The following is a 24,258-nucleotide window of genomic DNA, read 5'->3' on the forward strand; positions in this document are numbered from 1 at the left end:
TCCCGACCCCCGCCCCCCTCAAATCTCCACCATCTCGAATTCATCCTTGCCCGCGCCGCAGTCCGGGCAGACCCAGTTCGGAGGGATGTCCTCCCAGCGCGTCCCGGGCGGAAAACCCTCCCCGGGCAGACCCTTGGCCTCGTCGTAGACGAACCCGCAAATGACGCACATATAGGCCTTGTAGAGCGTGGCACTCATGCCTGCCTCCCGGGAACCCCGAGGGCATTGTACAACAGGGGGGACGGAGTGAGGCGTGAGGCGTGAGGCGAAAAACCTTTATTGGCCACGGAAACACACGGAACGACACGGAAAAATAGTGATGTAAAAGACCAATGCTCAAACCGAGCGATCACTGGGTGGGGTTAGTCGATTGAATTCTGTCGCGGATCAATGGAGTCAGACCCCGTGATCTCGGCAGACCGGTAGGGTGCGTCGAGGCGCAGCCTGACGCACCGGGCTCCACGCCACGGTGCGTCGCTGGCGCCGACGCACCCTACACGCCCGATCCCTCGCAGGCGCGGAGCGAGCCGAGGGCCTGCTACGGGAGCACATGAAACAACACGGAAAAATACCTACTGTAAAAACCCCGCAATCAACCCACTTGCTCACAAGCTGGGCTTTTACAGTAGTACTTTTTCCGTGTCGTTCCGTGTGTTTCCGTGGCCAATAAAGGTTTTTGTCTTTTACGCCTCACACCTCACGCCTCACGCCTCACTCCGCCCCCCCGATGCTACAATCGCCTGACCACAGTCGCCCCCGGGAACGTACCCCATGCAAGATCCGCTCAGCCACGTCCCTGTCGTCCTGGCGTTGTCGGGCAGTGATCCCAGTGGTGGCGCGGGCATCCAGGCCGACATCGAGGCGCTGGCCAGTCACGGCTGCCACTGTGCCCCGGTGATCACCACCGTCACGGTGCAGGACACCCAGGACATCAAGAGCTATGCGCCGCTGGACGGCACGCTGATCATGGAACAGGCGCGCGCCGTGCTCGAGGACATGCCAGTGGCCGCCATCAAGATCGGTCTGCTCGGCAGCGTCGAGGCGGTCGAGGCGATCCACTCGCTGCTGCACGACTATCCGGACATCCCGGTGGTGCTCGACCCGGTGCTTGCCTCCGGCGGCGGCACCGTGCTGGTCGATGACGAACTGATCGAGGCCCTCAGCAGTCTGCTGCTGCCCAACACCACCGTCTTCACACCCAACAGCCTGGAGGCGCGCAGCCTCGCTCCCGAGGCCGACAACCTGGATGCCTGCGCCATGGCGCTGCTCGACCGGGGCTGCGAATTCGTGCTGATCACCGGCACCCACGAAAATACTGTGCATGTGGTGAATACGCTCTACGGCAACCACCGCGTACTGGAGACCTACACCTGGGAACGCCTGCCCGGCAGCTTTCATGGCTCGGGCTGCACCCTGGCGGCAAGTATCGCCGGTCTGCTCGCCCAGGGTCTGGAGCCGTTCTCGGCCATCCACGAGGCGCAGGAATATACCTGGGAGGCCCTCGCCCACGGCTACCGCGCGGGTATGGGCCAGCCGATCCCGAACCGCCTGTTCTGGGCGCAGGCGAGAGAGGACTGAACCCCAGGTCCATCATGGCCACGAAGCCGGCGAACAACGGCCAGCGTTAAGAGCGCTCGCCACGGAAAGACATGCGCGGTCTGTACGCCATCACCGACACCCAACTCACCCCCGACGACCGGCTGCTCGCGGCCGTGGGCGCGGCGCTGCGCGGCGGGGCGCGCGTCATCCAGTACCGCGACAAGCACAGCGACCACCCGCAGCGTCTGCGCGCGGCGCGGGCGCTGCGGATGCTGTGCGAAGATGCGGATGCCCTGCTGCTCATCAATGACGACGTCGAACTCGCCGCCGTCGTCGCTGCCCATGGCGTGCATCTCGGCCGTCACGACCCCGATATCGCCACGGCCCGCGCCCGGCTCGGCGCCCAGGCGATCATCGGCGTCTCCTGCTACGACGACCTCGAGCGGGCCCGGCAGGCGGCCGCCGGCGGCGCGGATTATGTCGCCTTCGGACGCTTCTTCCCCTCGCGCACCAAACCGCAGGCGGTCGCCGCGCCGGTGGAATGCCTGACCGAGGCCCGCGCCGCGCTGGACCTGCCCCTGGTTGCCATCGGCGGGATCACGCCCGACAATGGCGCGCGGCTGATCGCCGCCGGCGCCGACCTGCTCGCCGTCATCCACGGCGTCTTCGGCCAGCCGGATGTCGAAGCGGCGGCGCGGCGTTTCGCGGATTTGTTTTCTTCGTGAACCGCCAAGGGGCCAAGAAAACCCGGGGGAACCGCCAAGAACGCCAAGATTTTTTAACCGCCAAGGCGCCAAGACGCCAAGAAGGCTTAGGGAAAACCGCCAAGACGCCAAGGCGCCAAGGCGCCAAGAAGATAATCGATGAAAAATCTGTTTTGTTTTCCCGTAATCATTCTTGGCGTCTTGGCGCCTTGGCGGTTTCCACCCGGGTTTCTTGGCGTCTTGGCGTCTTGGCGGTTCCCCCGGGTTTTCTTGGCGGCCTTGGCGTCTTGGCGGTTCCCAAATTCCCCGGCGCCTTGGCGGTTCACGTAATTCTTCGTTCAGGACAGGACAGGCATGAGCAGATCGCATGAGTTGTTCAAGGCCGCTCAGCGGCATATCCCCGGGGGTGTGAATTCGCCGGTGCGCGCGTTCAAAGGGGTCGGTGGTGAGCCGGTGTTCCTGGCCCGCGGCCAGGGCGCCTATGTCTACGATGCCGATGGTAAGCGCTACGTCGACTACGTCGGCTCCTGGGGGCCGATGATCCTCGGTCATGCCGATCCGGACGTGATCCGCGCAGTGCAGGAGACTGCCGCCGATGGCCTGGGGTTCGGCGCGCCGACCGCGATCGAGACGCGCATGGCCGATCTGCTCTGCCAGTTGGTGCCGTCGATGGACCTGGTGCGCATGGTCAGTTCCGGTACCGAGGCGACCATGAGCGCCATCCGGCTGGCACGCGGCTACACCGGGCGCGACAAGATCGTCAAGTTCGAGGGCTGCTATCACGGGCATTCCGATTCGCTGCTGGTGAAGGCCGGCTCGGGTGCGCTGACGCTGGGGGTACCGACTTCGCCGGGCGTACCGGTGGCGCTGGCCGAACACACCCTCACGCTGGAATACAACAACCTCGATCAGGTGCGCGAGGTGTTCGGCCATGTCGGCGGCCAGATCGCCGCCGTGATCGTCGAGCCGGTCGCCGGCAATATGAACTGTGTGCCGCCGCTGCCCGGCTTCCTGGAAGGCCTGCGCGATATCTGCACCGAGTACGGCAGCGTACTGATCTTCGACGAGGTGATGACCGGCTTCCGCGTCGCGCTCGGCGGTGCGCAGGCGCACTACGGCGTCACGCCCGATCTCACCACGCTCGGCAAGGTGGTCGGCGGCGGCCTGCCGGTCGGTGCCTTCGGTGGCCGGCGCGCGATCATGGAGAGAATCGCGCCGCTGGGTCCGGTGTACCAGGCCGGCACGCTGTCGGGTAATCCGGTGGCGATGGCCGCCGGCCTGGCGACCCTGGCGAAGATCCAGGCCCCGGGCTTTTTCGAGCAACTGAGCGCGACCTGTGCGCAACTCACCGACGGCCTCCTGGAGCGGGCGCGCAACGCCGGTATCCCGCTCGCCTGCAACCGTGTCGGCGGCATGTTCGGGCTGTTCTTCACCGACGCGAAAGAGGTCAACAACTTCTACGACGTCGGCCAGTGCAACCTCGACCGCTTCCGGCTGTTCTTCCATGCGATGCTCAACCACGGCGTGTATCTCGCCCCCTCGGCCTACGAGGCGGGCTTCGTCTCGGCCGCCCACGACCGCGACGCCCTGGAAGCGACCTTCATCGCGGCGGAGAAGTGCTTCGCGGCGCTTTGACAGGTTGTCGATGGCCAGGTAGTCCACGAAAACCGCTTGGGGAACACCATTTGCCACGGAAACACACGGAAGAACACGGAAAAAAGCTCACTGTATAAAGCCCGGAACCCAAATCGCGGGCGCTGATTCTGGGTCTGCTTAGGGAACCTCTGATTAACCCGTCATTACGAGCGAAGCGCGGCAATCTCCAAGGTGCTGATCTGCCGTCAAAGGAGATTGCCGCGCTTCGCTCGCAATGACGGTACGACGAATTAATCAGAGATTCCTTAGTGAATTTTTTTGAATTCCTTCCGTGTTCTTCCGTGTGTTTCCGTGGCCAAGCAGGGTTTACGTACGCGCCATCAGGGCTAACGAGATGTTGACTTTCTTTGGCGCGACCGTCGCGAGCGTATAATCACCGGCCATGCTCGCGGACTTCTTCAACGCCCTGCTCGCCTGGATTCAACAGAATCCGCACTGGGCGTATCTCGGGGTGTTCCTGGTCTCGGTGGGCGAATCGTTGACCATCGTCGGGCTGTTCCTGCCGGGGGTGGCGATCATGTTCGGTGTCGGCGCACTGGTGGCGGCCGGTGCGCTGGAGCTCTGGCCGACGCTGTTGTGGGCCGCCGCCGGCGCGGTGGTCGGCGACGGTGCGAGCTTCTGGCTGGGCCGCCACTTCCATCAGCGCCTGCGCGTGATCTGGCCGTTCCGGCGTTATCCGGCGCTGATGAATCGTGGCGTGGACTTCTTCCACCGCCACGGCGGCAAGAGCGTCGTCCTGGCGCGCTTCATCGGCCCGGTGCGGCCGATCCTGCCGGCGGTGGCGGGCATGCTCGACATGCCGCCGCAGCGCTTCTTCACCGTGAATATCCTCTCCGCCCTGCTCTGGGCGCCGGCCTATATCCTGCCCGGCGTGGTCTTCGGCGCCTCTCTGGGGCTGGCCGCCGAGGTCGCGGGCCGGCTGGCGACCCTGGCGCTGGTGCTGGTGGCGGTGATCTGGTTCGGGCTGTGGCTGGTGCGCCGTATCCTGCGTTTCCTGCAGCCGCGCGCCGGCTTTCTGCTCACCCGCACCCTGGACTGGAGCCGCCGGCGCCGCTGGGCGGAACCGCTGGTCGCCGCGGTGCTGGAACCCGACCGTGGCGAGGCCCGTGGGCTGGCCGCGCTGGTCGTGCTGCTGGCGCTCGCCAGCGTCGTCACAACCTGGCTGTTCGGCGGCTGGCTGAGCGGGCTGGACCTGTATCTGTTCGAGGCCCTGAACAACCTGCGTACGCCACTCGCCGATCAGGCGATGATCTTCGTCACCGGCCTCGGCGACACGGTCGTGCTGGCCGGCGTGTTGCTGGCCGGCGGCACCTGGCTGCTGCTGCGGCGCAGCTACGGGGCCGCGTTGCACTGGCTGGCGGCGGTCGCCTCGACCCTGATCCTGACGCGCCTGTTGAAGATCAGCGTCGCCGCACCACGCCCGCTCGACCTGTACGATGGCATCAGCGCCTTCAGCTTCCCCAGCGGCCACACCAGCCTCAGCGTGGCAGTCTACGGGTTCCTGGCGGTGCTGATCGCGCGCGAACTGCCGTTGCAACGGCGCTGGCTGCCCTACACGACCGCTGCCCTGCTGGTCATCCCGATCGGATTTTCGCGTCTGTATCTGGGCGCCCATTGGCTCTCGGACGCGCTCGGTGGGCTGGTACTGGGGCTCGCCTGCCTCGCCCTGTTCGGTATCGCCTACCGGCGCCACCCGGCGCACCCGCTGCGCTGGCCGAGTCTGGCCGCCGTGACGTTGGCGGCGCTCGCCACGCTGACGGCCTGGCACACCCGGCAGGACTTCGACGCCCAGCTCACGCGCTACGCGCCGCCGCCGGAGACCGTCACCCGCGCCGCCCCGGCCTGGTGGGAGCAGACCTGGCAGACGCTGCCGGCCCAGCGGCACGACTTCCGCACCCACGACCGTCAACCCCTCAACATCCAGTACGCCGGCGACCCCGGCGCACTGGCCGACGCGCTCGCCCCCGCCGGCTGGCACCGCCCGCCGGCCCTGTCGGCGACCGGCGCATTGCAGTGGCTGGTGCCGAACCCGGAGCCGGCCGCCCTGCCGGTGCTGCCACAGGTGCACGACGGGCTTCACGACGAGCTGCGGTTGGTGCGTGCCACGGCCGATGGCCACCTGTTTGTGCTGCGCCTATGGCCGACCACCTGGCGCCTGGACGGGACCACACCCCTGTGGATCGGTAGCGCGACCGAACTGCAGCTGCATCACCGGCTGTACGTCTTCAGCTATCTCGTGACCGGCCCCGATACCGCCGCGGCGCTGGCCCGGGCAACAACCGATCTGGCGGAACGCTGTGAGGTTGCACAGCGCCACCGCAACGGCAAAGCACTGGAGGTGCTGCTGGTGCGGGATTGCCCGCGTGCCCCTGGTGACGGGCCACGAGCAAAGACCCTGGGCATGGAACCTACGGAGGGTGCAGGTGCGATCAAGGCGACAGCACCCTAGAGGGAATGCACTTATTTAAACCCCGCTTGGCCACGGAAGCACACGGAACAACACGGAAAAATGCTATTGCAAAACCCGTTCGGGACCAGCTGGTAAAACGTGGCGGCTATGGACGCGACCTCTGGCCTGGCATAGAGCCCTGGTCATGGGAGGCCATACTGCAGGTTTCGCACCTTGGCCCCCGAGACACGGTGCCGCGGCGTCGCGACGCGCCAAACGTAGTGACCCGTGCAGCAGGCAGGATCTCGATGCATATCAAGGCACAAGCCCTCATAAGCACGCGGAACAACCGGCAGAATTCAATCGATAACCCCCGCCCAGCGACCGCCCGGTTTGAGCACTGGGCTTTTACAGTAGTATTTTTCCGTGTTGTTCCGTGTGTTTCCGTGGCCAATAAGGTTTTTTGTCTTGTACGCCTCACGCCTCACGCCTCACTCCTCACTCACCCCAGCGCTGCACCAGCGTGTGCGGGATGTCGAGCTGGTCGAGAATCCGGGCGACGACGAAGTCCACGATGTCGTCGAGCGACTGCGGGCGGTGGTAGAACCCCGGATTGGGTGGCAGCAGCACCGCGCCGAGACGCGCGAGCTTGAGCATGTTCTCGAGATGGATTGCGGAGAAGGGGGTCTCGCGCGGCACCAGGATGAGCTTGCGGCCCTCCTTCAGGACCACGTCGGCCGCGCGCAGGATGAGGTTGTCACTGATGCCCGCGGCGATGCTGCCCAGGGTCCCCATGGTGCAGGGGCAGACCACCAGGGCGCGCGGCGCACTGGAGCCGCTCGCCAGCGGCGCCGTCCACTCCTTCTGACCGAACACGCGCAGCTGCTCGGGGCGTGCCCCGTAGCGCTCACCGAGAAACCGCTGGATCTCGGCGGGGCGTCCCGGCAGTTTTACCTCGGTCTCCATGCCGACGACGATCTGCCCCGGCTCCGACAGCATCAGCCACACCGGCTCGCCCGCCTCGATCAGGCACTGCAACAGCCGCAGGGCGTACTGCACCCCGGAGGCCCCGGTGATGGCCAGTGCGATGGGTCGTCGATTGGGTGTGGTCATGGCCGGCCCAGCGTACAGCGGTTGATGTTGGTGTTCAAAGGGGAGGCGTTAGGCGTGAGGTGTGAGGCGTAAAACCCTTGTTGGCCACGGAAACACACGGAAAAACACGGAAAAATGCTACTGTAAAAGCCCAGTGCTCAAACCGAGCGATCACTGGGGAGGGTTGCCGATTACATTCTACCGGTTGTTCCGCGTGCTTATGAGGGCTTGTGCCTTGATATGCATCGAGATCCTGCCTGCTGCACGGGTCACTACGTTTGGCGCGTCGCGACGCCGCGGCACCGTGTCTCGGGGGCCAAGGTGCGAGACCCGCAGTATGGCCCTCCATGACCAGGGTTCTGTGCAAGGCTCCCAGAGGTCGCGTCCACAACTGTCACGTTTTTACCCGCTGACCTCGAACGGGTTTTGCAATAGCATTTTTCCGTGTCCTTCCGTGTGTTTCCGTGGCCAACAAGGGTTTTACGCCTCACGCCTCACGCCTCACGCCCCCTCACCCGCCCAGCGCCGCCAGCAGCTTGCCGTGGATCCCGCCGAAGCCGCCGTTGCTCATGATGACGATGTGGTCGCCCGGTCGCGCCTCGGCGGTGATGGCGGCGACGAGGGCGTCGATGTCACCGAGCACATCCGTGGGCGGTACTGCGGCCTGGGCGATGTCGGCGAGGTCCCAGCCCAGGCCCGGCGGCTCGTACAGCCAGACACGGTCGGCCGCTGCCAGTGCCGGGGCGAGCGCGGCGCGGTGCACGCCCAGGCGCATGCTGTTGGAACGCGGCTCCAGCACCGCCAGGATACGCGCCGCGCCGGCCCGGGCGCGCAAGCCGGCGAGTGTGGTCTCGATCGCCGTCGGATGGTGGGCGAAGTCGTCATACACGGTCGCGCCGCGGACCACGCCGCGCACCTCCATGCGACGCCTGACCCCGCGGAACTCACCGAGCGCGGCGATGGCCTGCGCGACCGGCACGCCGGCATGGCGGGCGGCGGCGATGGCGGCCAGGGCGTTGTGCAGGTTGTGGTCGCCAAGCTGGTCCCAGCGCACCTCGCCCTGCGATACACCGCCCAGGATGACCTCGAAGCGGCTGCCGTCGGCGCTGCGGCTGCCGGCCTGCCAGAGGGCCCCCGGTACGCCGGGTGCCCCGGTGGCGGAGACCTGCTCGACCGGCGTCCAGCAGCCCATGTCCAGTACCTCGGCGAGGTGGGCATCCTCCGCCTTGCTGACGATCAGGCCCGTGCCCGGCACGCTGCGCACCAGGTGGTGGAACTGTCTCTGGATGGCCGCGACATCCGGGAAGATATCGGCGTGGTCGAACTCCAGATTGTTGAGGATGGCGGTGCGCGGCCGGTAGTGGACGAACTTGGAGCGCTTGTCGAAGAACGCGGTATCGTATTCGTCGGCCTCGACGACGAAGAACGGCCCCTCACCGAGGCGTGCGGACACGCCGAAATTGGTGGGCACGCCGCCGATCAGGAAGCCCGGTTGCAGGCCCGCGTAATCCAGGATCCACGCCAGCATGGCGCTGGTCGTGGTCTTGCCGTGGGTGCCGGCAACGGCCAGGACCCAGCGGCCGGCGAGCACCTCCTCGGCCAGCCATTGCGGACCGGAGGTGTAGGCCAGCCCCTGATCGAGCATGTATTCGACCGCCGGGTTGCCGCGCGACAGCGCATTGCCGACCACGACCTGGTCGGGCGCCGGCTGCAGATGTTCGGGGTGATAGCCCTCCTGCAGCACGATACCGGCCGCCTCGAGTTGCGTGCTCATGGGCGGGTAGACGTTCATGTCCGAACCCGACACCGTATGGCCCGCCGCACGCGCCAGCAGGGCGACGCCGCCCATGAAGGTCCCGCAGATACCGAGGATGTGAATGTGCATGTCGTACCCTTTGAAATCAGAACCCGCAGCCGCCACGGAAGCACCGCGTAGCCGCGTAGGGTGCGTCGGCGCAGCGACGCATCGGGGGTGACACGGAACCCCGGTGCGTCAGGCTGCGCCTCAACGCACCCTGCGCAGTGCTTCCGTGGCTGGCTTTTTTTGGATTGTCAGCCCCCGCCCGGGAATACCGAACGCATGATCATGATCGACACGAGATTGTAGAGTACGCCGATGCCGACCCCGGTCACGAATCGCACCGCCAGTGCATGTCGCAGGATGTGGCCGAGCACCAGGAGGCTCCAGATCAGCACGCCCAGCCAGATCAGGGCCAGGCCCGCGGCCGCCTGACCGGCCGCCTGCGCCTTGAGCAGGCCGGCGACCAGGGGCAGGGCCAGCAGACCGAGCAGCTGACCGGTGCCCGCCAGCGCCGCCAGCGTCTGCAGGAAGCGTTCCGGCCTGGCGGCGACGCGCAACACGACCTGGGCGAAGGCCGCCAGCAGCAGGGTATCCAGCAGGCTCACCACCGCGGCCTCGCGCAGGCCCAGGCTGAGCCGTGACACCAGCACGTTGACGACCATATAGCCGGCCAGCGTCAAGGTCAGGAACCGCCGCGAGGCCGGCAGGTCCTGGGGCCCGGCCCGCAGCAGGCAGATGTCCAGCAGTTTCCACAACACGTCGCAGCCGCGCCTCGCCAATGGTCGGATGATGCCGTACGTGGCCGCATGATAGCGGGTTTGTCCTGCACCGACACGCGCCCCTCCACGCGACGCTTGCCCACGACGCGGTACTTCGTTAGCGTCGCGACTGTGAGAACCCGCCCTGCAGCGACATACTTCCCCTGGCGCCACGGCAACCGCTTCCGGCTGCTGGTCGACGGCGAGGCCTTCTTTCCCGCCATGCTGGAGGCCATTGCCGCGGCGCGCCGGCAGGTACTGCTGGAGATGTACCTGGTCGCCTCGGGCGCGGTGATGGCGCGCTTCGTCGACGCACTGACGACCGCGGCCCGGCGCGGCGTACGTGTCTGTCTGCTGTTCGACGACTTCGGCGCGTACGGCCTGGCGACCGTCGATCGCGCGGCACTGACCCGGGCCGGCTGCGAACTGGCATTCTACAATCCGCTCGTCATCAGCAGGCTGCGCCACAATCTGCTGCGTGATCATCGCAAGTTACTGGTCGTCGACGACGTCTGCGCCTTCGTTGGCGGCGCGGGACTGACCGACGATTTTGATGCGGCCAGCCGTGGTGCGCTCCACTGGCACGATCTGATGGTCGAGATCCGCGGGCCGCTGGTCGGCGACTGGCAACGCGTGTTCGCGCTCAACTGGCGGCGCTGGGCAGCCATGCCGGTGGCGGCCCGGGAGGTCGATGCCGCGGCCGGGCCGCAGGTCGGCCGCGTCAGTCTGGCGGACAACAAGGGCCGCGCCGAGGTGCGGCGCGGTCTGCTGCTGCAGCTCGATCGCAGCCGGCGGCGCGCGTGGCTGGCGACGGCCTACTTCGTCCCGTCCCGGAAGCTGCGCCGCCGCCTGGTACGCGCCGCCCGCCGCGGCATCGACGTGCGGCTGCTGCTGCCCGGCCGGCACACCGACGTCCCCCCGGTACGGCGTGCCGGACGGCGCTTCTACAGCCGCTTGTTGCGCGCCGGGGTGCGTATCTACGAATACGCACCCCGGTTCCAGCACAGCAAGGCCGCCCTGGTCGACGACTGGGCATCGATCGGTTCGAGCAATCAGGACCGTTGGAACCTCCGCTGGAACCTGGAGGCGAATCAGGAGATCGACGACGTGGAGTTCGCCGAAGTGACGGCGGCGCTGTTCCAGCGCAATTTCCAGGACAGCGAGGAGATCGATTACCACTGGTGGCGCACGCGCCCCTGGAGCACACGCCTGGCGGAGCGCTTCTGGGGGGCCATCGACCGCTGGGTGGACCGGCGGGCGGTAGGCAAGGGCCGGCGTTCCGGGGGGTAAGGGCCTGTCCGGCCTGATCCGGCCCGGCCCTGCAGCCGTGGCATCCCCGCTCGACCCATGGCTGCGGGCGCGGTGGCCAGGCGCTTCGGGCGCCCCGGGCGCCGGGTTATCTGCGCCTCGCCGAGCCCTTTTTCGTGGTGGGCTTCTTCGCCGGTGCCTTGCGGACGGCGGGCTTCTTCTTCACCGCGACCTTCTTTGCCGCCGACTTTTTCGCGGGGGTCTTCCTGGCAACGACCTTCTGCTTCGCCACCGCCTTCTTTGTCGCGGATTTCTTCGCCGGGGCCTTTTTCGTCGCAGTCTTGCTGGCGGCAACCTTCTTCAGCGGTGCCCTCTTGGTCGCGGACTTCTTCGCAACAGGTTTCTTCGCAACGGCCTTCTTGGTAGCGGCCTTCCTGGCAACGGATTTCTTCTTCACCACGGCCTTTTTTGCCGCCACTTTCCTGGTCGCCACGCCCTTGGCCACCGCCTTCCTGGCGCCCTTCGTGTTGGCCGCCGCCGCGGTCACGGCCTTCTTCGCCGGCCGTTGCGCCGAGCTGGTCGCCGACTTCTTGGCGGCCTGCCCGGCAGACGCTGCCTTGGGGTTGGCTGCGGCCTTCACCGCCGGCTTCGTTGCGGCCCGGGTGCCCGCGGACTTCTTTTCCTGCAATTTCTTCTCTGCCCGGGCCTGGAGACTGGCGACGCGCTGCGCGGCGATGGCCTTGGCGGCGGACTTGCGCACCATCTTGGGTTGGCGCACCGGCTCGCGGGTGGCGATGCCATCGACGATCTTGGTCACGGCCGTGAAGATCGCATCGATGTCCCCGACACCCTGTACGCTGCGCAGTTTGTCCTGACCACGATAGTAATCGACCAGTGGGGCAGTCTGGGTCTCGTAGACGCGCAGGCGGTTGCCGATGGTCTCTTCATTGTCGTCGGCCCGGTGGTGCAGATTGCCGCCACACTGGTCACAGATGCCGTCGACGCGCGGCGGAGACAGGTAGACGTTGCAGGCCCAGCCACAGGAACCGCAGGTGCGGCGACCGGTAAGGCGCTGTATCAGGGCGTCGAAATCGACATCGATGAGCAGGGTCAGCTCCAGCGGCTTGCCGATCTCGGTGAGCAATTGGTCGAGTGCCTGCGCCTGCGGGATGTTGCGTGGAAAACCGTCCAGGATGAAGCCATTGTGGGTATCGCGCTCCGCCAGGCGCTCGCGGATCATGCCCAGCACGACCTCGTCGGAGACCAACTGTCCGGCATCCATGGCGGCCTTGGCCAGGCGACCCAGCGGCGTACCGGCCGCCACCGCCGCACGCAACAGATCACCAGTGGAGATCTGCGGGGTCTTGTAGCGCTCTTCCAACAATTTTCCCTGGGTCCCCTTGCCGGAACCAGGTGCTCCGAGTAATACGATTCTCATAAGGCTGATCAACTCCCCTGGTGGATAAATGCCGTTTCCCCCGCAAACTTAAGTATTTTCCATGGGCGTATACATTTTTTTAGATGGCCCCGGCCGTTGCGTGCGTTTAAGCTACCCCGTGCCACAGGTTTAAGTCAACGAAGCGCATGGAAAAACCTGGTCCGGGGCTGCTCCCGCGCGGGCACGCTGGCGGGCCCCGACGATGGCGCCGCGCGCCGGAGAGTGCACCGTACACCTGCCCGATGAACTCCTGCCGCCCACGACCATGCACAGCACCTCCGACTGCAACGAATCCGAACCCCGGACTGTCAAGCCGGCGCTGCGCGAGCGCTACGGATGCGACCTTGTACTGGACGTTCGACGACTGTCACTTCCTGGCGGTGAAGACCGGCGCCGAGCGCTACCGCTGCCAGTTCTGCTAGCGCGTCCAGCAGATGTACAGCACCGGCATCGAGGAATACGATAATCCCGCCGGGCGCGTGGTGACAGGGCTGCAGGTGCAGGGGGACTACCTGGCCAGGCAGCGGGAAGGAGTGTGAAGATCCTTTTCGTCAAATGGCCACGGAACCACAGTGAAGGAAGCCGTGGTGTCTTTTGCATTTCGTGTGGTTCCGTGGCCATTATTGAGATTACGATCAACTGAAACAGCACGGGGAGTACCTGAATCATGGCCAGCAAGAAAGCGCCCAAGCGCAACGCCTTCTATGCCCAGTCCGGCGGCGTGACCGCAGTGATCAACGCCAGCGCCTGCGGCGTGATCGAGACGGCGCGCAAACACAAGGACAGGATGGGCAAGGTCTACGCCGGCCGCAACGGTATCATCGGCGCGCTGACCGAGGATCTCATCGATACCGGCAAGGAATCCGCCACCTCCATCCGGGCACTGCGCCACACACCCTCGGGCGCCTTCGGTTCCTGCCGCTACAAGCTCAAGAGCCTGGAGGAGAACCTCCCCGAATACGAACGCCTGATCGAAGTCTTCAAGGCGCATGACATCGGCTATTTCTTTTACAACGGTGGCGGCGACTCGGCCGATACCTGTTTCAAGATCTCGCAGCTATCCGAAAAGATGGGCTATCCGGTGCAGGCCATCCATGTGCCGAAGACCGTCGATAACGATCTGCCCATCACCGACAACTCCCCGGGCTTCGGCTCGGTTGCGAAATACATCGCCATCTCCACCCGCGAGGCAAGCTTCGACGTGGCCTCGATGGCCAAGACCTCGACCAAGGTATTCATTCTCGAGGTGATGGGCCGCCACGCCGGCTGGATCGCGGCCGCCGGCGCACTGGCCTCCACGCCGGACACCGAGATCCCGATCGTGGTGCTGTTCCCGGAAATCACCTTCGACCGCGACAAGTTTCTGAAGAAGGTCGACGGCCTGGTGAAGAAGTTCGGCTACTGCAGCATCGTGGTCTCGGAAGGCGTGCAGGGCCCGGACGGCAAGTTCCTCGCCGACCAGGGTCTGCGCGATGCCTTCGGCCATGCGCAGCTCGGCGGTGTCGCGCCGGTGGTGGCCGCCATCATCAGAGACGGCCTGGGTCTGAAGTATCACTGGGCCGTGGCGGACTACCTGCAACGCGCCGCGCGCCATATCGCCTCGAAGACCGATGTCGACATGGCCTACGCCATGGGCAAGGCCGCGGTCGAGTTCGCCCTCAAGGGCCACAACTCGGTGATGCCGACCGTGGAACGTATCTCCAATAAACCCTTCAGGTGGAAGGTCGGCATGGCCCCGCTGTCCAAGGTCGCCAACGTCGAAAAGATGATGCCCAAGGACTTCATCACCAAGGATGGCTTCGGCATCACCGAGAAGTGCCGCACCTACATGCTGCCGCTGATCAAGGGCGAAGACTACCCGCCCTACAAAGACGGCCTGCCGCAGTACGTCCGCCTGAAGAATATCGCGGTGCCGAAGAAGCTGCCGGAGTTCAAACTGAAGTAAGCGGTACAACTCAAAGGGGCCAGTATGCCCCCTTTGTGTTTTGTTATTGAACCGCCAAGGCGCTGAGAAAACCATGTTGGAACCGCCAAGGCGCCAAGACGCCAAGAGGGAGTAATGCAAGAACAGTTTTGTTTTTTGATCAATCTCTCTTGGCGTCTTGGCGCCTTGGCGGTTTAAATGGCTTTTAGCCTTTCTTGGCGCTCTTGGCGGTTCAAATGACTTTTAGTCTTTCTTGGCGTTCTTGGCGCCTTGGCGGTTCCAACGGCTTTTAGTCTTTCTTGGCGGCTCAAGGCCCTTTGACCCGGGTCAAGGTCGACTGGCATTCGCATACCAATAATGCGCACCCACCACCAATAGGAGGAATTTTCATGTCTGCTGGGCTTATTTTCGCACTGCTCTGTGCGATGGGCGCCATTGTCTATGGCGCGCTGTCGGTGAGCTGGATCCTGGCCAAACCGGCCGGCAACGCCCGCATGCAGGAGATCGCCGCGGCCATACAGGAAGGTGCGCAGGCATATCTCAATCGTCAGTACACCACCATCGGCGTGGCCGGCATCATCTTGTTGGTACTGATCGGTATCTTCATCAACTGGCCGACAGCCATTGGCTTCGCCATTGGCGCCGTGTTCTCCGGCCTGGCCGGCTACATCGGCATGAACGTCTCGGTGCGTGCCAACGTGCGCACCGCCGAGGCCGCCAACAGTGGCTTGGACGCCGCCATGCAGGTCGCCTTCCGCGGCGGCGCCATCACCGGCATGCTGGTGGTCGGTCTGGGCCTGCTCGGTGTGGCGGGCTACTACGGTGTGCTGCTGCAGATGGGTGTCGAAGACCCGTTGCACCCGCTGATCGGCCTGGCCTTCGGCGGCTCGCTGATCTCCATCTTCGCGCGTCTCGGTGGCGGCATCTTCACCAAGGGCGCGGATGTCGGCGCCGACCTGGTGGGCAAGGTCGAGGCCGGTATCCCCGAGGATGATCCCCGCAACCCGGCGGTGATCGCCGACAACGTCGGTGACAACGTTGGCGACTGTGCCGGCATGGCCGCGGATCTGTTCGAGACCTATGCGGTCACCGTCATTGCCACCATGCTGCTCGGCAGCCTGATGCTGAAGGAGGCCGGCGATACCGCCGCGATCTATCCGCTGGTGCTGGGCGGTGTATCCATTATCGCCTCCATCATCGGTACCTTCTTCGTCAAGGTGCGCGACGGCGGCAAGATCATGAATGCCCTCTACCGCGGCGTGATCGTCTCCGCCGTGCTGGCCGCCATCCTATTCTACCCGGTCACCACCTGGATGCTGGGTGATGGCGTGGTCCTGGGCGACGGCTCGACGCTATCGGCCATGAACCTGTACTGGAGCGCGCTTATCGGTCTGGCCCTGACGGCCGCCATGATGTGGATCACCGAGTACTACACCTCCACCGAGTACAAGCCGGTACGTCATATCGCGCAGGCCTCGACCACCGGTCACGGCACCAACGTGATCGCCGGTCTGGGTGTGTCCATGAAATCCACCGCCGCACCGGTGCTGGCCGTATGTGCCTCCATCTGGGGGGCCCACGAGCTGGCCGGCCTGTACGGTATCGCCATCGCGGCGACTTCCATGCTGTCCATGACCGGCATCATCGTGGCCCTGGACGCCTACGGCCCGATCACCGACAACGCCGGCGGCATCGCCGAGATGGCGGGGCTGGACGAGAAGATCCGCAACATCACCGACCCGCTGGACGCCGTGGGTAACACCACCAAGGCGGTGACCAAGGGCTACGCCATCGGCTCGGCCGGTCTGGCCGCGCTGGTGTTGTTCGCCGACTACACCCACGGGCTGGAAGCGGTCGGCAAGACGCAGTCGTTCGATCTATCCGACCACATGATCATCATCGGCCTGTTCATCGGCGGCATGATCCCCTACCTGTTCGGGGCCATGGCCATGGAGGCGGTCGGTCGCGCCGCCGGCGGCATCGTCAATGAGGTACGTCGGCAGTTCAAGGAAATGCCCGGCATCATGAAGGGCACCCAGAAGCCGGACTACTCCAGGGCCGTGGACATGCTGACCCGATCCGCCATCAAGGAGATGATCGTGCCCTCGCTGCTGCCGGTCCTGGTGCCGGTGGTCGTGGGTCTGCTGCTCGGTCCGGTGGCCTTGGGCGGCGTACTGCTCGGCACCATCGTTACCGGCATCTTCGTGGCCATCTCCATGACCACCGGCGGCGGCGCCTGGGACAATGCCAAGAAATACATCGAGGACGGCCACCACGGCGGCAAGGGCTCCGAGGCCCATAAGGCCGCGGTGACCGGCGACACCGTCGGCGACCCCTACAAAGACACCGCCGGCCCGGCCATCAACCCGTTGATCAAGATCATCAACATCGTGGCGCTGCTGATCGTGCCGCTGCTTTGAACCGAAAGGGGGGGCGGGATTGTTTCTGCCCCCTTTCTTTACAGTGAGGAGTAAGGGGGTGAGGAGTGAGGAGTAAAAAACCCCCTCAATGGCCACGGAAAAACACGGAAAAACACGGAAAAGGTTATTGTAAAAACCGTCTCTTCGGCGCAAAAGCCCAGTGATCAAACCGTACGGTCAGCCTATCTGAGATCTCGTCGTTCTAAACTTCCGTGTTCTTCCGTGTGTTTCCGTGGCCATAAAAGGTTTTGCCTTTCACGCCTCACGTCTCACTCACACCCCCGGGGTATTCTGCTCCACCCAGCGCTCGCTGCCGGCGTCCAGGCGCTCTTTTTTCCAGAAGGGTGCGCGCGATTTCAGCTCTTCCATCAGCCAGCGGCTGGCCTCGAAGGCCTCCTTGCGGTGCGCGGACCAGACGGCCACGAGCACGATGGGATCGTTAGGCGCGAGTTCACCGATGCGGTGCAGGATGAGGCTGTCGAGCAGCCCCCAGCGCTCGGCGGCGCTGCGGCTGATCCGTTCCAGATATTTCTCGGTCATGCCCGGATAATGTTCGAGCGTCATGCCCCGCACGGCATCACCGGCGTGGAAATCGCGCAGGGTGCCGACGAATACGGCGGTGGCGCCGTACCGGCCGGCGTCCAGGCGTTCTGTCTGGTACTCCTGCAGACGCCGCCACGGATCGAAAGGCCCGGTCAGCACCTCCACGGACATCTTCAGCCTCCGGTCACGGGCGGGAAGAAGGCGACCTCGTCGCCATCGCGAACGGCGGCGCTGAAATCTGCATAATCCATATTGACGGCGACCAGCGTATTGGCGGGAGGCGCGACATCGCCGAGGGCGTGTCGCCAGACATCGGCGACGGTCGCATCCGCGGCGACGGCGATCGCCTGATCCGCAACACCGAGGCGTTCGCGCAGGCTGGCGAAGAAACGTATCTGTACGGTCATAGACGAAACCTTGCAGTGCTGGGATGCGGTCACTATGCTGAGCATCCTACAGGGTCATGCCGGAAGTCTACTACGCCCCGGCGCCGCAGGCCGAAACCCCCGCAATCCATGACAGAATTGACACATTTCGACGCCGCCGGTGCGGCCCACATGGTCGACGTCGGCGACAAGGCCGAGACCGCGCGCACCGCCATCGCCGAGGGCTGGATCCACATGCAGCCCGAGACGCTCGCGCGTATACGCCAGGGCGATCATCGTAAAGGCGATGTGCTGGGCATCGCGCGCATTGCCGGCATCATGGCCGCCAAGAAGACGGCTGACCTGATCCCGCTCTGCCACCCCCTGGCACTGACCCGCGTCGAGGTCGAACTCACCCCCGCAGACGAGCCACCCGGCATCTGCTGCCGCGCGACCGTGGAGACGCACGGCCGCACCGGCGTGGAGATGGAGGCCCTGACGGCGGTGCAGATCGCCTTGCTGACCATCTATGACATGTGCAAGGCCGTCGATCGCGGCATGACGATGCAGGCGATACGGCTGCTGGAAAAGAGGGGCGGCAAATCCGGCCACTGGCGCCGCGGCCTCCCCCGCGAAGACGGGGGCAGTGACCGCTGATGGCAGCCTTGCGTTGAGCCACCCAGGCATCGGTCGGGACCAGGCGGCGTGACGAAGAGGACCCGGCAACGGTCCGGTAAAGATCGAGTCGTGGCCGCAGGCGGCCGGGCCCGACCGCTTTCCGTGCACTTCCACCGGTTGCCATAGCGGCGCAGGTCCGGTAAAAAACCTACTCCAGCGGCCTTCCGGCCGCACCATCCCAGCAGACGGCGGACACCCCATGAACGACCAGAACAGGATCTTACAGGCCAATCCCACCCTGATCATGGACGAGGGCCAATCGAAGTCTGAACTGGAGGCGCAGCTGGCAGAGGAACGCCAGCACCTGGCGGCGCTACCGGAGGGGGCGTCGCCGGCCGAGCGGATCCATATCGAACTCGACATCGCCGAGACCCTGCTGGGTTTGAACCGCGTACAGGAGGCCTGGGATCAGGCCCGGGCGGCCTTCGACCACAGCCTGGCGACCGAGTCCTGGCAGGAGGCGGCAGAGGCCTGCGACATCCTCTTCCGGAGCGGACTGGACGGCAGCACCGTGGCACTGGCCAACGGCGTGTGGCTGGCGGTGACCTACCCGATCAAGCCGCATACCACCGTCGCACTGCTGCACCACATCGTCGATGAAACCCCGGACAAATCCGATGGTGGCGCCGTAGCCGCCATGGCGGCCCACTACGTCGCCGATCTGCGCACCGAGGGCGAGGCCCACGACAGCCTGACCTTCTTCACTGGCCAGGTGCTGGCGCGCGTCGCCAAACGCCACCGTGGGATCGAGGGCGAGGACATGATCAAAACCTGGATCGAGGTGTTGCAGCTCAACGACCCGGGCGAACTGCTCGCCCGGCTCGGCAAGATGCTGGATGTGATCGTGGACGGCGACTGGTGGTACGACCGCGACGCCCTGCGGGCACAACTGCCGAGCCACTAGGAGCCTGTCGGACTTGGGTCTGATCTACTGCGCCGGCGGGATAGCAGCCCATTTTTCCGATCCTTCTCGTCAAATAGCTACGGCTATTCTCCTCAAAGGATCAAAAAAATGACTTCGCCCTCCCACCCGGCTCGCTACGATCGCCCAAATCCGACAGGCTCCCAGGAACCGATTTCACGTCCCGGTCTTGCGCAATCCGTCGATGAGACTGCTCACTGCACGATCGAACAGCGGTGCATCGGCGAGGATGCGCGCAGCACTGCGGCGTAATTCGGCAGCAAGCCCATGCAGCGTCTTATCGCAGGACTTGAGCCCCTGGCGGTTGGTGAACAGATACATGCCGGTCACCGGGCTCACCCAGGTGAGTTTGGCGCGCAGTGCACCGCCGTCGTCCTGGGTGAATTCGACCCACGTCCCCGGTTGCAACGACCGCACCTGTTCGGTGAATTCATCTTCCACCGCGGCCTGCGGAGTATCATCCTCGTTGGCCAGAGTGATCTCCTCGACATCAACGATGCCGGACTGCACCAGGCGATGAATGGTCGCGGTGGTGACACGCGTATCTTCGACCACCGCCTCATCATCGGCTGAATCGGCCAGCGGATCGTCGCTCGACGCCGGGATCACGGGTGCGTCGTTCGCCGCCTCCGCACCCCGCGGCACGGCGTTGACGATGGCGGCATGGTAAGACGCGAGCTGCTCCAGAAAGGCCTGGAAATCGTCTTCGCGCATGGAGATCAGCAGCATCCCCTCACGCAGAACGCGCAGCAGGCTGGGCAGCAGATTCACCAGGCGATCACGCTCCTCCACCGTGGCCTTCGACTGCAGGCTCCAGACGAGGTTATCCATGGCCGTCAGCGCACGCTTCCAGGCGATGCTCTCGTCCCCCTCCTTGACCAGCGTCACCAGCAGCAGGTTCTGCCAATAGCTCACCAGGAACTGACGTACGAATTTCGGCAGACTGCTGCGGCAGCGGCGCCCCACCTCGGTGCGAACCCGTTGCTTGGCCGCGCGCAGGCGCTCCTTGCCCTGGACCATGAGGGCAGACTGCTCTTCGTGGTGGCGTGCCTTGTCGCGCTCCTTGGCCAGGAAGTGCTCGAACTCTTCGAGCAGTTCGGCGAACAGCTCGATGTTGCTTTCGAATTCCACCAGCACGCGTTGCACGACGGCATCGATGCGCTGGTACAGCGCCTGATCCTGCTCCCCATCCCAGCCCACGGCCGCTTCGGCAATGACGTTCAGCAAGCGCCGCGCCGGGTGCGACTTGCGGGAGAAGAAGCCTTTGTCCAGCATGGCGACTTTCAGCATCGGGATCTGCAGGCGCCCGATCAGCACCTTCATGCCCGCTGGTATATCTTCATCGTCCAGAACGTAGTCGAACAGCATGGCAACGACATCGATGATCATGCCATCGACCGCGCCCACATTACCGACGATACCGCTCGACTGAATGTTGCGGATGACGTTGACCGATCCCGATACCAGGTCGGCATTGCTGAAGTTACCCATGCCGCCTGCGACCAGTTCACTGTTGCCTTGCTGCAACAGGGTCAGGGTGTTCACGACACCCGTACCCGTGGAGCCGCTCGACAGCTGCCCACCACCACCCGATGCACCACCCACTACAGTGCCACTCGGGAGGCCCCCGGACAGGCCCCTCAACATCAATTGCTGCAGGGTCGCGAAGACGTCCTCATCGGCTACCGCATCACTGCCCTGGGGCAGACCGGCTGCGGTAGCCGGCGCGGTCGTCGCCGATTGTTGCCGCGATGACCCGGTCCGCCGCACCTCATGACGCAGCTCGGGCAATATGCCGCGCTCGATGAGCAGCTTGTTGATATCACGATACAGTGGCTGCATTTCCTCGCTGACGACGTAGCGGTCGAACAGCTTCATGATGATGAGCTTCACTTTGATGCCCGACTCGACATCCCCGCAGGCCTCGCGGAAGGCATTACAGACGACTTCCGGCCCGATGGGATTCTTCGCGCGCAGCAGCTCAGGATCCTTGAGCAGGAAACCGATACGCCGGTTCAGCAGCCCGACTTCCTCCTTGCAGGCGACATAGATCTTACTGACCATGTTGGTTACGGCCAGCGACTCCTCCAGCGTGTCGTGCTCGACGAGATCCAGATCCTCCATGCGCGGCGAAAGCCCCGCTTCGCTCTCGGCACCCGTATTCTCCTTACGGATCTCCCGATTGAATCCCTCCATGAGCTGGCTCTTGAAGCCGATCTCCATGCTCACGCGCTTGATCCGCACTTCCCGCATGGCATCGAAATAGAGGGTCTGGACCGCATTACTCTCGGCCTTTTCCGCCAGTTCGAACAGCGCATCGTCGACCTTACCCATCATCCGCACCAGCGCGGCACTCAGACGCTGGATGGTCACCTCGCGGCATTCCCGCAGTAGACCGACGGCCAACTGGCTGTTGACACCCTTGTGCGCCAGTTCGAATTCATTCATGCGGATGACGGTCATGGAATACGCCTCGACAACACCGTGAGGGGGGTAGCCAGCTTGGCGGAATTCCCCCCCGGATCTTTACCCCTGCCAGACTAGTAACACGGGGTATTTGTTGTATTTGTGAGACGTGCCGCACTTCGGGCCCCAGGAACCTGGAGGTATTCAACCCAGACTGCCGTCCGCCGCTAGCCTGAGTACATCAGGCTCTGACTGTCGAAGGCGTATTATGATTCAGACCCAGTCCCATGCGACGCGTGAACTGGCCGGCGACCTGGCCGCCAGCCTGCTCGACGACGTCACCTGCCTCGTATCGCCACCGGATGTGTGCGTGAAGGTGTTCGAGCTGGTGGAGTCCAACGAGGCCTCCGCCCAGGAGATCGGGAGTGTCATCAGCAACGACCCCAGCCTGACGGCGCATCTGCTGCGACTGGTCAACAGCGCCTATTTCAACTTTTCCCGGCGCATCGATACCGTGTCGCGGGCCATCACCATCGTCGGTATCCGGGAGCTCTACAGCCTGGTGATTGCGGTCTCGGCCATCAAGTCGTTTTCCAACCTGCCCAACAGCCTGGTGAACATCGACACCTTCTGGCGCCACGGTATCTACACCGGCCTGCTGGCACGGGCGTTGGCCAGACGCTGTCGCATCCTGCACCCCGAACGCATGTTCGTCGCCGGCCTGTTGCACGATATCGGCAGCCTCGTCCTTTACAATCGCATGCCCGAGATCTGTGCCGACCTGTTGCTGGTGTGCGACGGCGACGAGGGTATATTGCATCAGGCAGAATTGGCGGAGCTGGGCTTCACTCATGCCGACCTGGGAGGGGCGTTACTCGGTACCTGGATGCTGCCCGCGACCCTGCAGGAGGCGGTCGGTTATCACCACATGCCGTCGTATGCGATGCAAGCGGAACTGGAGGCCTCCATCGTGCACCTGGCCGAAAACCTCGCCAACCGTTCGCAGTTGGGCGCATTCTGCGAAGCACCCAACACCGAGGCCGTCGCCGATGCCTCTGCCTGGACCGCCATTGGGGTCGACGAGGCGACCTTCGACTACGATGCCGTGATCGGCGAGGCCGGTCTGCAGTTCACGGAAACGGCCGGTCTGCTGCTGGCACGCGCCTGAGCCAGCGGCGCGGATTCGACCAGGGAGCCCGGATCTCCATGACCAACGTGCATTTCCGCCCCGACGACAGCGGCCTGCAGGCACTGAAAACGGACAATACGGCCGACCGGTCGGTGCGGGCCGTCAGCGCGCCGGCCGCCACGACCGCCATCCAGTCGGTTACCGATCAGCCGCCGGCGGTCTCATCCGGAGCCCACTCCCCCGCCACCTATCAGGGTGCGGAACGGCGCACGGGAGAGCGCCGCAAGGGGCAGCAGCGCATCCTGCTGGATACCCGCAGTCAGCGCGAGCGGCGGCGACAACCGCGAGATCAGGCCGGCACCGACGATGTTCCGAAGGTCGGCATTGATCAGTATGAGTAGATCAACCCCAAGTCCGACGGGCTCCTAGAATCGCAGCTGCGCGACCTTTTCCCCGATATAGCGCTCGATGAAGATCAGTGCCTGGCGATCCAGCCCGGTGAACTCGACGCCGTGATGGTAGACGCGCTTGCCGCCTACCGTCGTGCTGCGTTCCTCACGCACATAGCGGACCTGACAGGGCAACGCAATGGAACCGTCGCTTTCCAGCTGCGGGATCTCGATGGCGAAGCGTTCGCCGACCTCGCCCAGGCGGCTGCCGGCCACCAGGCGGGCGCCGGCCATGCTGATGTCCGCCAGCGCCACCGACAGCTTCCTGCCGGCCTCCTCCATCACCAGCATCATCACCATGTCGTTGATCTGGACGCGCTGGCTGCGACGTGCGCTACCGGTCTGAATACCCTCTGGATAGGCCAGATGCAGGTAGGAGAAGGGCTGGCTGGCGATGTGCAACACCCGGGTATCGAAGCTGTACTGGTGGTTGTCCACCTGAAAGTGCGCACTGCAGGGCTCCCCGGCCGCCGGAGATGCCGCTTCCGGCGGCAGGCTCACCAGCAGACTGCGGCCCGGGACGTAGCCGATGAGCGTGGCCGGTACAAGCCCCCCGCCGCGGCCAGGCAACTCCAGCTGGAGCGTGGAACCGACCCGGAGATCAAGCGCTGGCTTTTCCATGGTATTGCGGCCCGGATCGACTACGGCGACACCGCCGCGCGACCCATTATGCCTAGCGCGGTGCGGTCCACCAAGCCCGCACCTCAGGCAACCGGCCTGCCTCCCGCTGCCTTGTCGCCAGGCAGGCTGGCCATCGCCGCAGACCACGACCCGCCACGCCCCCGAATCCCGATCCC

At 64.8% G+C, this 24,258-nt stretch carries 21 protein-coding genes; 12 read left to right on the top strand and 9 right to left on the bottom strand.

Annotation, left to right across the window (positions count from 1 at the left end):
* Positions 1-18: 18 nt before the first annotated feature.
* Positions 19-198, bottom strand: coding sequence for a rubredoxin (locus tag K8I04_13545; protein ID MBZ0072736.1), 180 nt, complete (start codon positions 196-198; stop codon positions 19-21).
* A 573-nt stretch (positions 199-771) separates the two neighbouring features.
* On the opposite strand from K8I04_13545, the gene K8I04_13550 reads away from it, so the two are divergent.
* The 5 genes from K8I04_13550 (at position 772) to K8I04_13570 (ending at position 6,348) form a co-directional block, all read left to right on the top strand.
* Positions 772-1,578, top strand: coding sequence for a hydroxymethylpyrimidine/phosphomethylpyrimidine kinase (locus K8I04_13550; GenBank protein ID MBZ0072737.1), 807 nt, complete (start codon positions 772-774; stop codon positions 1,576-1,578).
* 71 nt (positions 1,579-1,649) lie between these two features.
* Positions 1,650-2,264, top strand: a complete 615-nt coding sequence (thiE, locus tag K8I04_13555; GenBank protein MBZ0072738.1) for a thiamine phosphate synthase — start codon at positions 1,650-1,652, stop codon at positions 2,262-2,264.
* Positions 2,261-2,614 (top strand): hypothetical protein, encoded by a 354-nt coding sequence (locus K8I04_13560; protein MBZ0072739.1) that lies wholly within the window; start codon positions 2,261-2,263, stop codon positions 2,612-2,614. Before thiE ends, K8I04_13560 begins: the two co-directional genes overlap by 4 nt.
* Positions 2,598-3,878 (top strand): glutamate-1-semialdehyde 2,1-aminomutase, encoded by a 1,281-nt coding sequence (hemL, locus tag K8I04_13565; protein MBZ0072740.1) that lies wholly within the window; start codon positions 2,598-2,600, stop codon positions 3,876-3,878. The genes K8I04_13560 and hemL overlap by 17 nt, the downstream gene beginning before the upstream one ends.
* A 403-nt stretch (positions 3,879-4,281) precedes the next feature.
* The gene (locus tag K8I04_13570; GenBank protein MBZ0072741.1) at positions 4,282-6,348 is read left to right on the top strand and encodes a VTT domain-containing protein; all 2,067 of its coding nucleotides are present in this window, start codon (positions 4,282-4,284) and stop codon (positions 6,346-6,348) included.
* Between the two features lie 438 nt (positions 6,349-6,786).
* On the opposite strand, the gene K8I04_13575 is transcribed toward K8I04_13570, so the two are convergent.
* The 3 genes from K8I04_13575 to K8I04_13585 form a co-directional block, all read right to left on the bottom strand.
* Positions 6,787-7,401: a UbiX family flavin prenyltransferase gene (locus K8I04_13575; GenBank protein MBZ0072742.1), complete on the bottom strand. Its 615-nt coding sequence runs from the start codon at positions 7,399-7,401 to the stop codon at positions 6,787-6,789.
* Positions 7,402-7,891: 490 nt separating this feature from the next.
* Entirely contained in the window at positions 7,892-9,265 is a 1,374-nt protein-coding gene (gene mpl / locus K8I04_13580) for a UDP-N-acetylmuramate:L-alanyl-gamma-D-glutamyl-meso-diaminopimelate ligase (protein MBZ0072743.1), read from the bottom strand.
* Positions 9,266-9,432: 167 nt separating this feature from the next.
* The gene (locus K8I04_13585) at positions 9,433-9,939 is read right to left on the bottom strand and encodes a hypothetical protein (protein MBZ0072744.1); all 507 of its coding nucleotides are present in this window, start codon (positions 9,937-9,939) and stop codon (positions 9,433-9,435) included.
* 48 nt (positions 9,940-9,987) lie between these two features.
* On the opposite strand from K8I04_13585, the gene K8I04_13590 reads away from it, so the two are divergent.
* Complete coding sequence (locus tag K8I04_13590; GenBank protein ID MBZ0072745.1) at positions 9,988-11,229, top strand: phosphatidylserine/phosphatidylglycerophosphate/cardiolipin synthase family protein; 1,242 nt, start codon at positions 9,988-9,990, stop codon at positions 11,227-11,229.
* A gap of 106 nt (positions 11,230-11,335) precedes the next feature.
* Here K8I04_13590 and K8I04_13595 read toward each other — a convergent pair whose 3' ends face one another.
* Positions 11,336-12,625 carry an adenylate kinase gene (locus K8I04_13595; GenBank protein ID MBZ0072746.1) on the bottom strand — a complete coding sequence of 430 codons (1,290 nt, stop codon included), beginning with the start codon at positions 12,623-12,625 and terminating at the stop codon, positions 11,336-11,338.
* Between the two features lie 667 nt (positions 12,626-13,292).
* On the opposite strand from K8I04_13595, the gene K8I04_13600 reads away from it, so the two are divergent.
* The gene (locus K8I04_13600; GenBank protein ID MBZ0072747.1) at positions 13,293-14,570 is read left to right on the top strand and encodes a 6-phosphofructokinase; all 1,278 of its coding nucleotides are present in this window, start codon (positions 13,293-13,295) and stop codon (positions 14,568-14,570) included.
* A gap of 368 nt (positions 14,571-14,938) precedes the next feature.
* Entirely contained in the window at positions 14,939-16,969 is a 2,031-nt protein-coding gene (locus K8I04_13605; GenBank protein ID MBZ0072748.1) for a sodium-translocating pyrophosphatase, read from the top strand.
* Between the two features lie 273 nt (positions 16,970-17,242).
* Here K8I04_13605 and K8I04_13610 read toward each other — a convergent pair whose 3' ends face one another.
* Both K8I04_13610 and moaD read right to left on the bottom strand, forming a co-directional pair.
* Complete coding sequence (locus tag K8I04_13610) at positions 17,243-17,683, bottom strand: molybdenum cofactor biosynthesis protein MoaE (GenBank protein ID MBZ0072749.1); 441 nt, start codon at positions 17,681-17,683, stop codon at positions 17,243-17,245.
* Between the two features lie 2 nt (positions 17,684-17,685).
* Entirely contained in the window at positions 17,686-17,919 is a 234-nt protein-coding gene (gene moaD / locus K8I04_13615) for a molybdopterin converting factor subunit 1 (GenBank protein ID MBZ0072750.1), read from the bottom strand.
* Between the two features lie 108 nt (positions 17,920-18,027).
* Between moaD and moaC the strand changes: the two genes are divergently transcribed.
* Positions 18,028-18,534 (top strand): cyclic pyranopterin monophosphate synthase MoaC, encoded by a 507-nt coding sequence (gene moaC / locus K8I04_13620; protein ID MBZ0072751.1) that lies wholly within the window; start codon positions 18,028-18,030, stop codon positions 18,532-18,534.
* Positions 18,535-18,754: 220 nt separating this feature from the next.
* Positions 18,755-19,459, top strand: a complete 705-nt coding sequence (locus tag K8I04_13625; GenBank protein MBZ0072752.1) for a hypothetical protein — start codon at positions 18,755-18,757, stop codon at positions 19,457-19,459.
* A gap of 174 nt (positions 19,460-19,633) precedes the next feature.
* On the opposite strand, the gene K8I04_13630 is transcribed toward K8I04_13625, so the two are convergent.
* Positions 19,634-21,940 (bottom strand): DUF1631 domain-containing protein, encoded by a 2,307-nt coding sequence (locus K8I04_13630; GenBank protein MBZ0072753.1) that lies wholly within the window; start codon positions 21,938-21,940, stop codon positions 19,634-19,636.
* 211 nt (positions 21,941-22,151) lie between these two features.
* Here K8I04_13630 and K8I04_13635 point away from each other — a divergent pair, with 211 nt between their 5' ends.
* Together K8I04_13635 and K8I04_13640 are read left to right on the top strand one after the other, a co-directional pair.
* Positions 22,152-23,051, top strand: a complete 900-nt coding sequence (locus tag K8I04_13635; protein ID MBZ0072754.1) for an HDOD domain-containing protein — start codon at positions 22,152-22,154, stop codon at positions 23,049-23,051.
* 38 nt (positions 23,052-23,089) lie between these two features.
* Positions 23,090-23,413: a hypothetical protein gene (locus K8I04_13640; GenBank protein ID MBZ0072755.1), complete on the top strand. Its 324-nt coding sequence runs from the start codon at positions 23,090-23,092 to the stop codon at positions 23,411-23,413.
* A 24-nt stretch (positions 23,414-23,437) separates the two neighbouring features.
* Here the strand turns inward: K8I04_13640 and K8I04_13645 are convergent, their stop codons facing one another.
* Positions 23,438-24,082 carry a flagellar brake protein gene (locus K8I04_13645; GenBank protein ID MBZ0072756.1) on the bottom strand — a complete coding sequence of 215 codons (645 nt, stop codon included), beginning with the start codon at positions 24,080-24,082 and terminating at the stop codon, positions 23,438-23,440.
* Positions 24,083-24,258 lie beyond the last annotated feature (176 nt).

Source organism: Gammaproteobacteria bacterium, assembly GCA_019911805.1.
GTDB lineage: Bacteria > Pseudomonadota > Gammaproteobacteria > Thiohalobacterales > Thiohalobacteraceae > JAHJQQ01.

What these genes read in the sequence shown, in the direction of transcription:
- K8I04_13545 (MBZ0072736.1), bottom strand. Translation starts at nt 198, where the DNA reads ATGAGTGCCACGCTCTACAAGGCCTATATGTGCGTCATTTGCGGGTTC.
- K8I04_13550 (MBZ0072737.1), top strand. Translation starts at nt 772, where the DNA reads ATGCAAGATCCGCTCAGCCACGTCCCTGTCGTCCTGGCGTTGTCGGGC.
- thiE (MBZ0072738.1), top strand. Translation starts at nt 1,650, where the DNA reads ATGCGCGGTCTGTACGCCATCACCGACACCCAACTCACCCCCGACGAC.
- hemL (MBZ0072740.1), top strand. Translation starts at nt 2,598, where the DNA reads ATGAGCAGATCGCATGAGTTGTTCAAGGCCGCTCAGCGGCATATCCCC.
- K8I04_13570 (MBZ0072741.1), top strand. Translation starts at nt 4,282, where the DNA reads ATGCTCGCGGACTTCTTCAACGCCCTGCTCGCCTGGATTCAACAGAAT.
- K8I04_13575 (MBZ0072742.1), bottom strand. Translation starts at nt 7,401, where the DNA reads ATGACCACACCCAATCGACGACCCATCGCACTGGCCATCACCGGGGCC.
- mpl (MBZ0072743.1), bottom strand. Translation starts at nt 9,265, where the DNA reads ATGCACATTCACATCCTCGGTATCTGCGGGACCTTCATGGGCGGCGTC.
- K8I04_13590 (MBZ0072745.1), top strand. Translation starts at nt 9,988, where the DNA reads ATGATAGCGGGTTTGTCCTGCACCGACACGCGCCCCTCCACGCGACGC.
- K8I04_13595 (MBZ0072746.1), bottom strand. Translation starts at nt 12,625, where the DNA reads ATGAGAATCGTATTACTCGGAGCACCTGGTTCCGGCAAGGGGACCCAG.
- K8I04_13600 (MBZ0072747.1), top strand. Translation starts at nt 13,293, where the DNA reads ATGGCCAGCAAGAAAGCGCCCAAGCGCAACGCCTTCTATGCCCAGTCC.
- K8I04_13605 (MBZ0072748.1), top strand. Translation starts at nt 14,939, where the DNA reads ATGTCTGCTGGGCTTATTTTCGCACTGCTCTGTGCGATGGGCGCCATT.
- K8I04_13610 (MBZ0072749.1), bottom strand. Translation starts at nt 17,683, where the DNA reads ATGTCCGTGGAGGTGCTGACCGGGCCTTTCGATCCGTGGCGGCGTCTG.
- moaD (MBZ0072750.1), bottom strand. Translation starts at nt 17,919, where the DNA reads ATGACCGTACAGATACGTTTCTTCGCCAGCCTGCGCGAACGCCTCGGT.
- moaC (MBZ0072751.1), top strand. Translation starts at nt 18,028, where the DNA reads ATGACAGAATTGACACATTTCGACGCCGCCGGTGCGGCCCACATGGTC.
- K8I04_13625 (MBZ0072752.1), top strand. Translation starts at nt 18,755, where the DNA reads ATGAACGACCAGAACAGGATCTTACAGGCCAATCCCACCCTGATCATG.
- K8I04_13630 (MBZ0072753.1), bottom strand. Translation starts at nt 21,940, where the DNA reads ATGACCGTCATCCGCATGAATGAATTCGAACTGGCGCACAAGGGTGTC.
- K8I04_13635 (MBZ0072754.1), top strand. Translation starts at nt 22,152, where the DNA reads ATGATTCAGACCCAGTCCCATGCGACGCGTGAACTGGCCGGCGACCTG.
- K8I04_13640 (MBZ0072755.1), top strand. Translation starts at nt 23,090, where the DNA reads ATGACCAACGTGCATTTCCGCCCCGACGACAGCGGCCTGCAGGCACTG.
- K8I04_13645 (MBZ0072756.1), bottom strand. Translation starts at nt 24,082, where the DNA reads ATGGAAAAGCCAGCGCTTGATCTCCGGGTCGGTTCCACGCTCCAGCTG.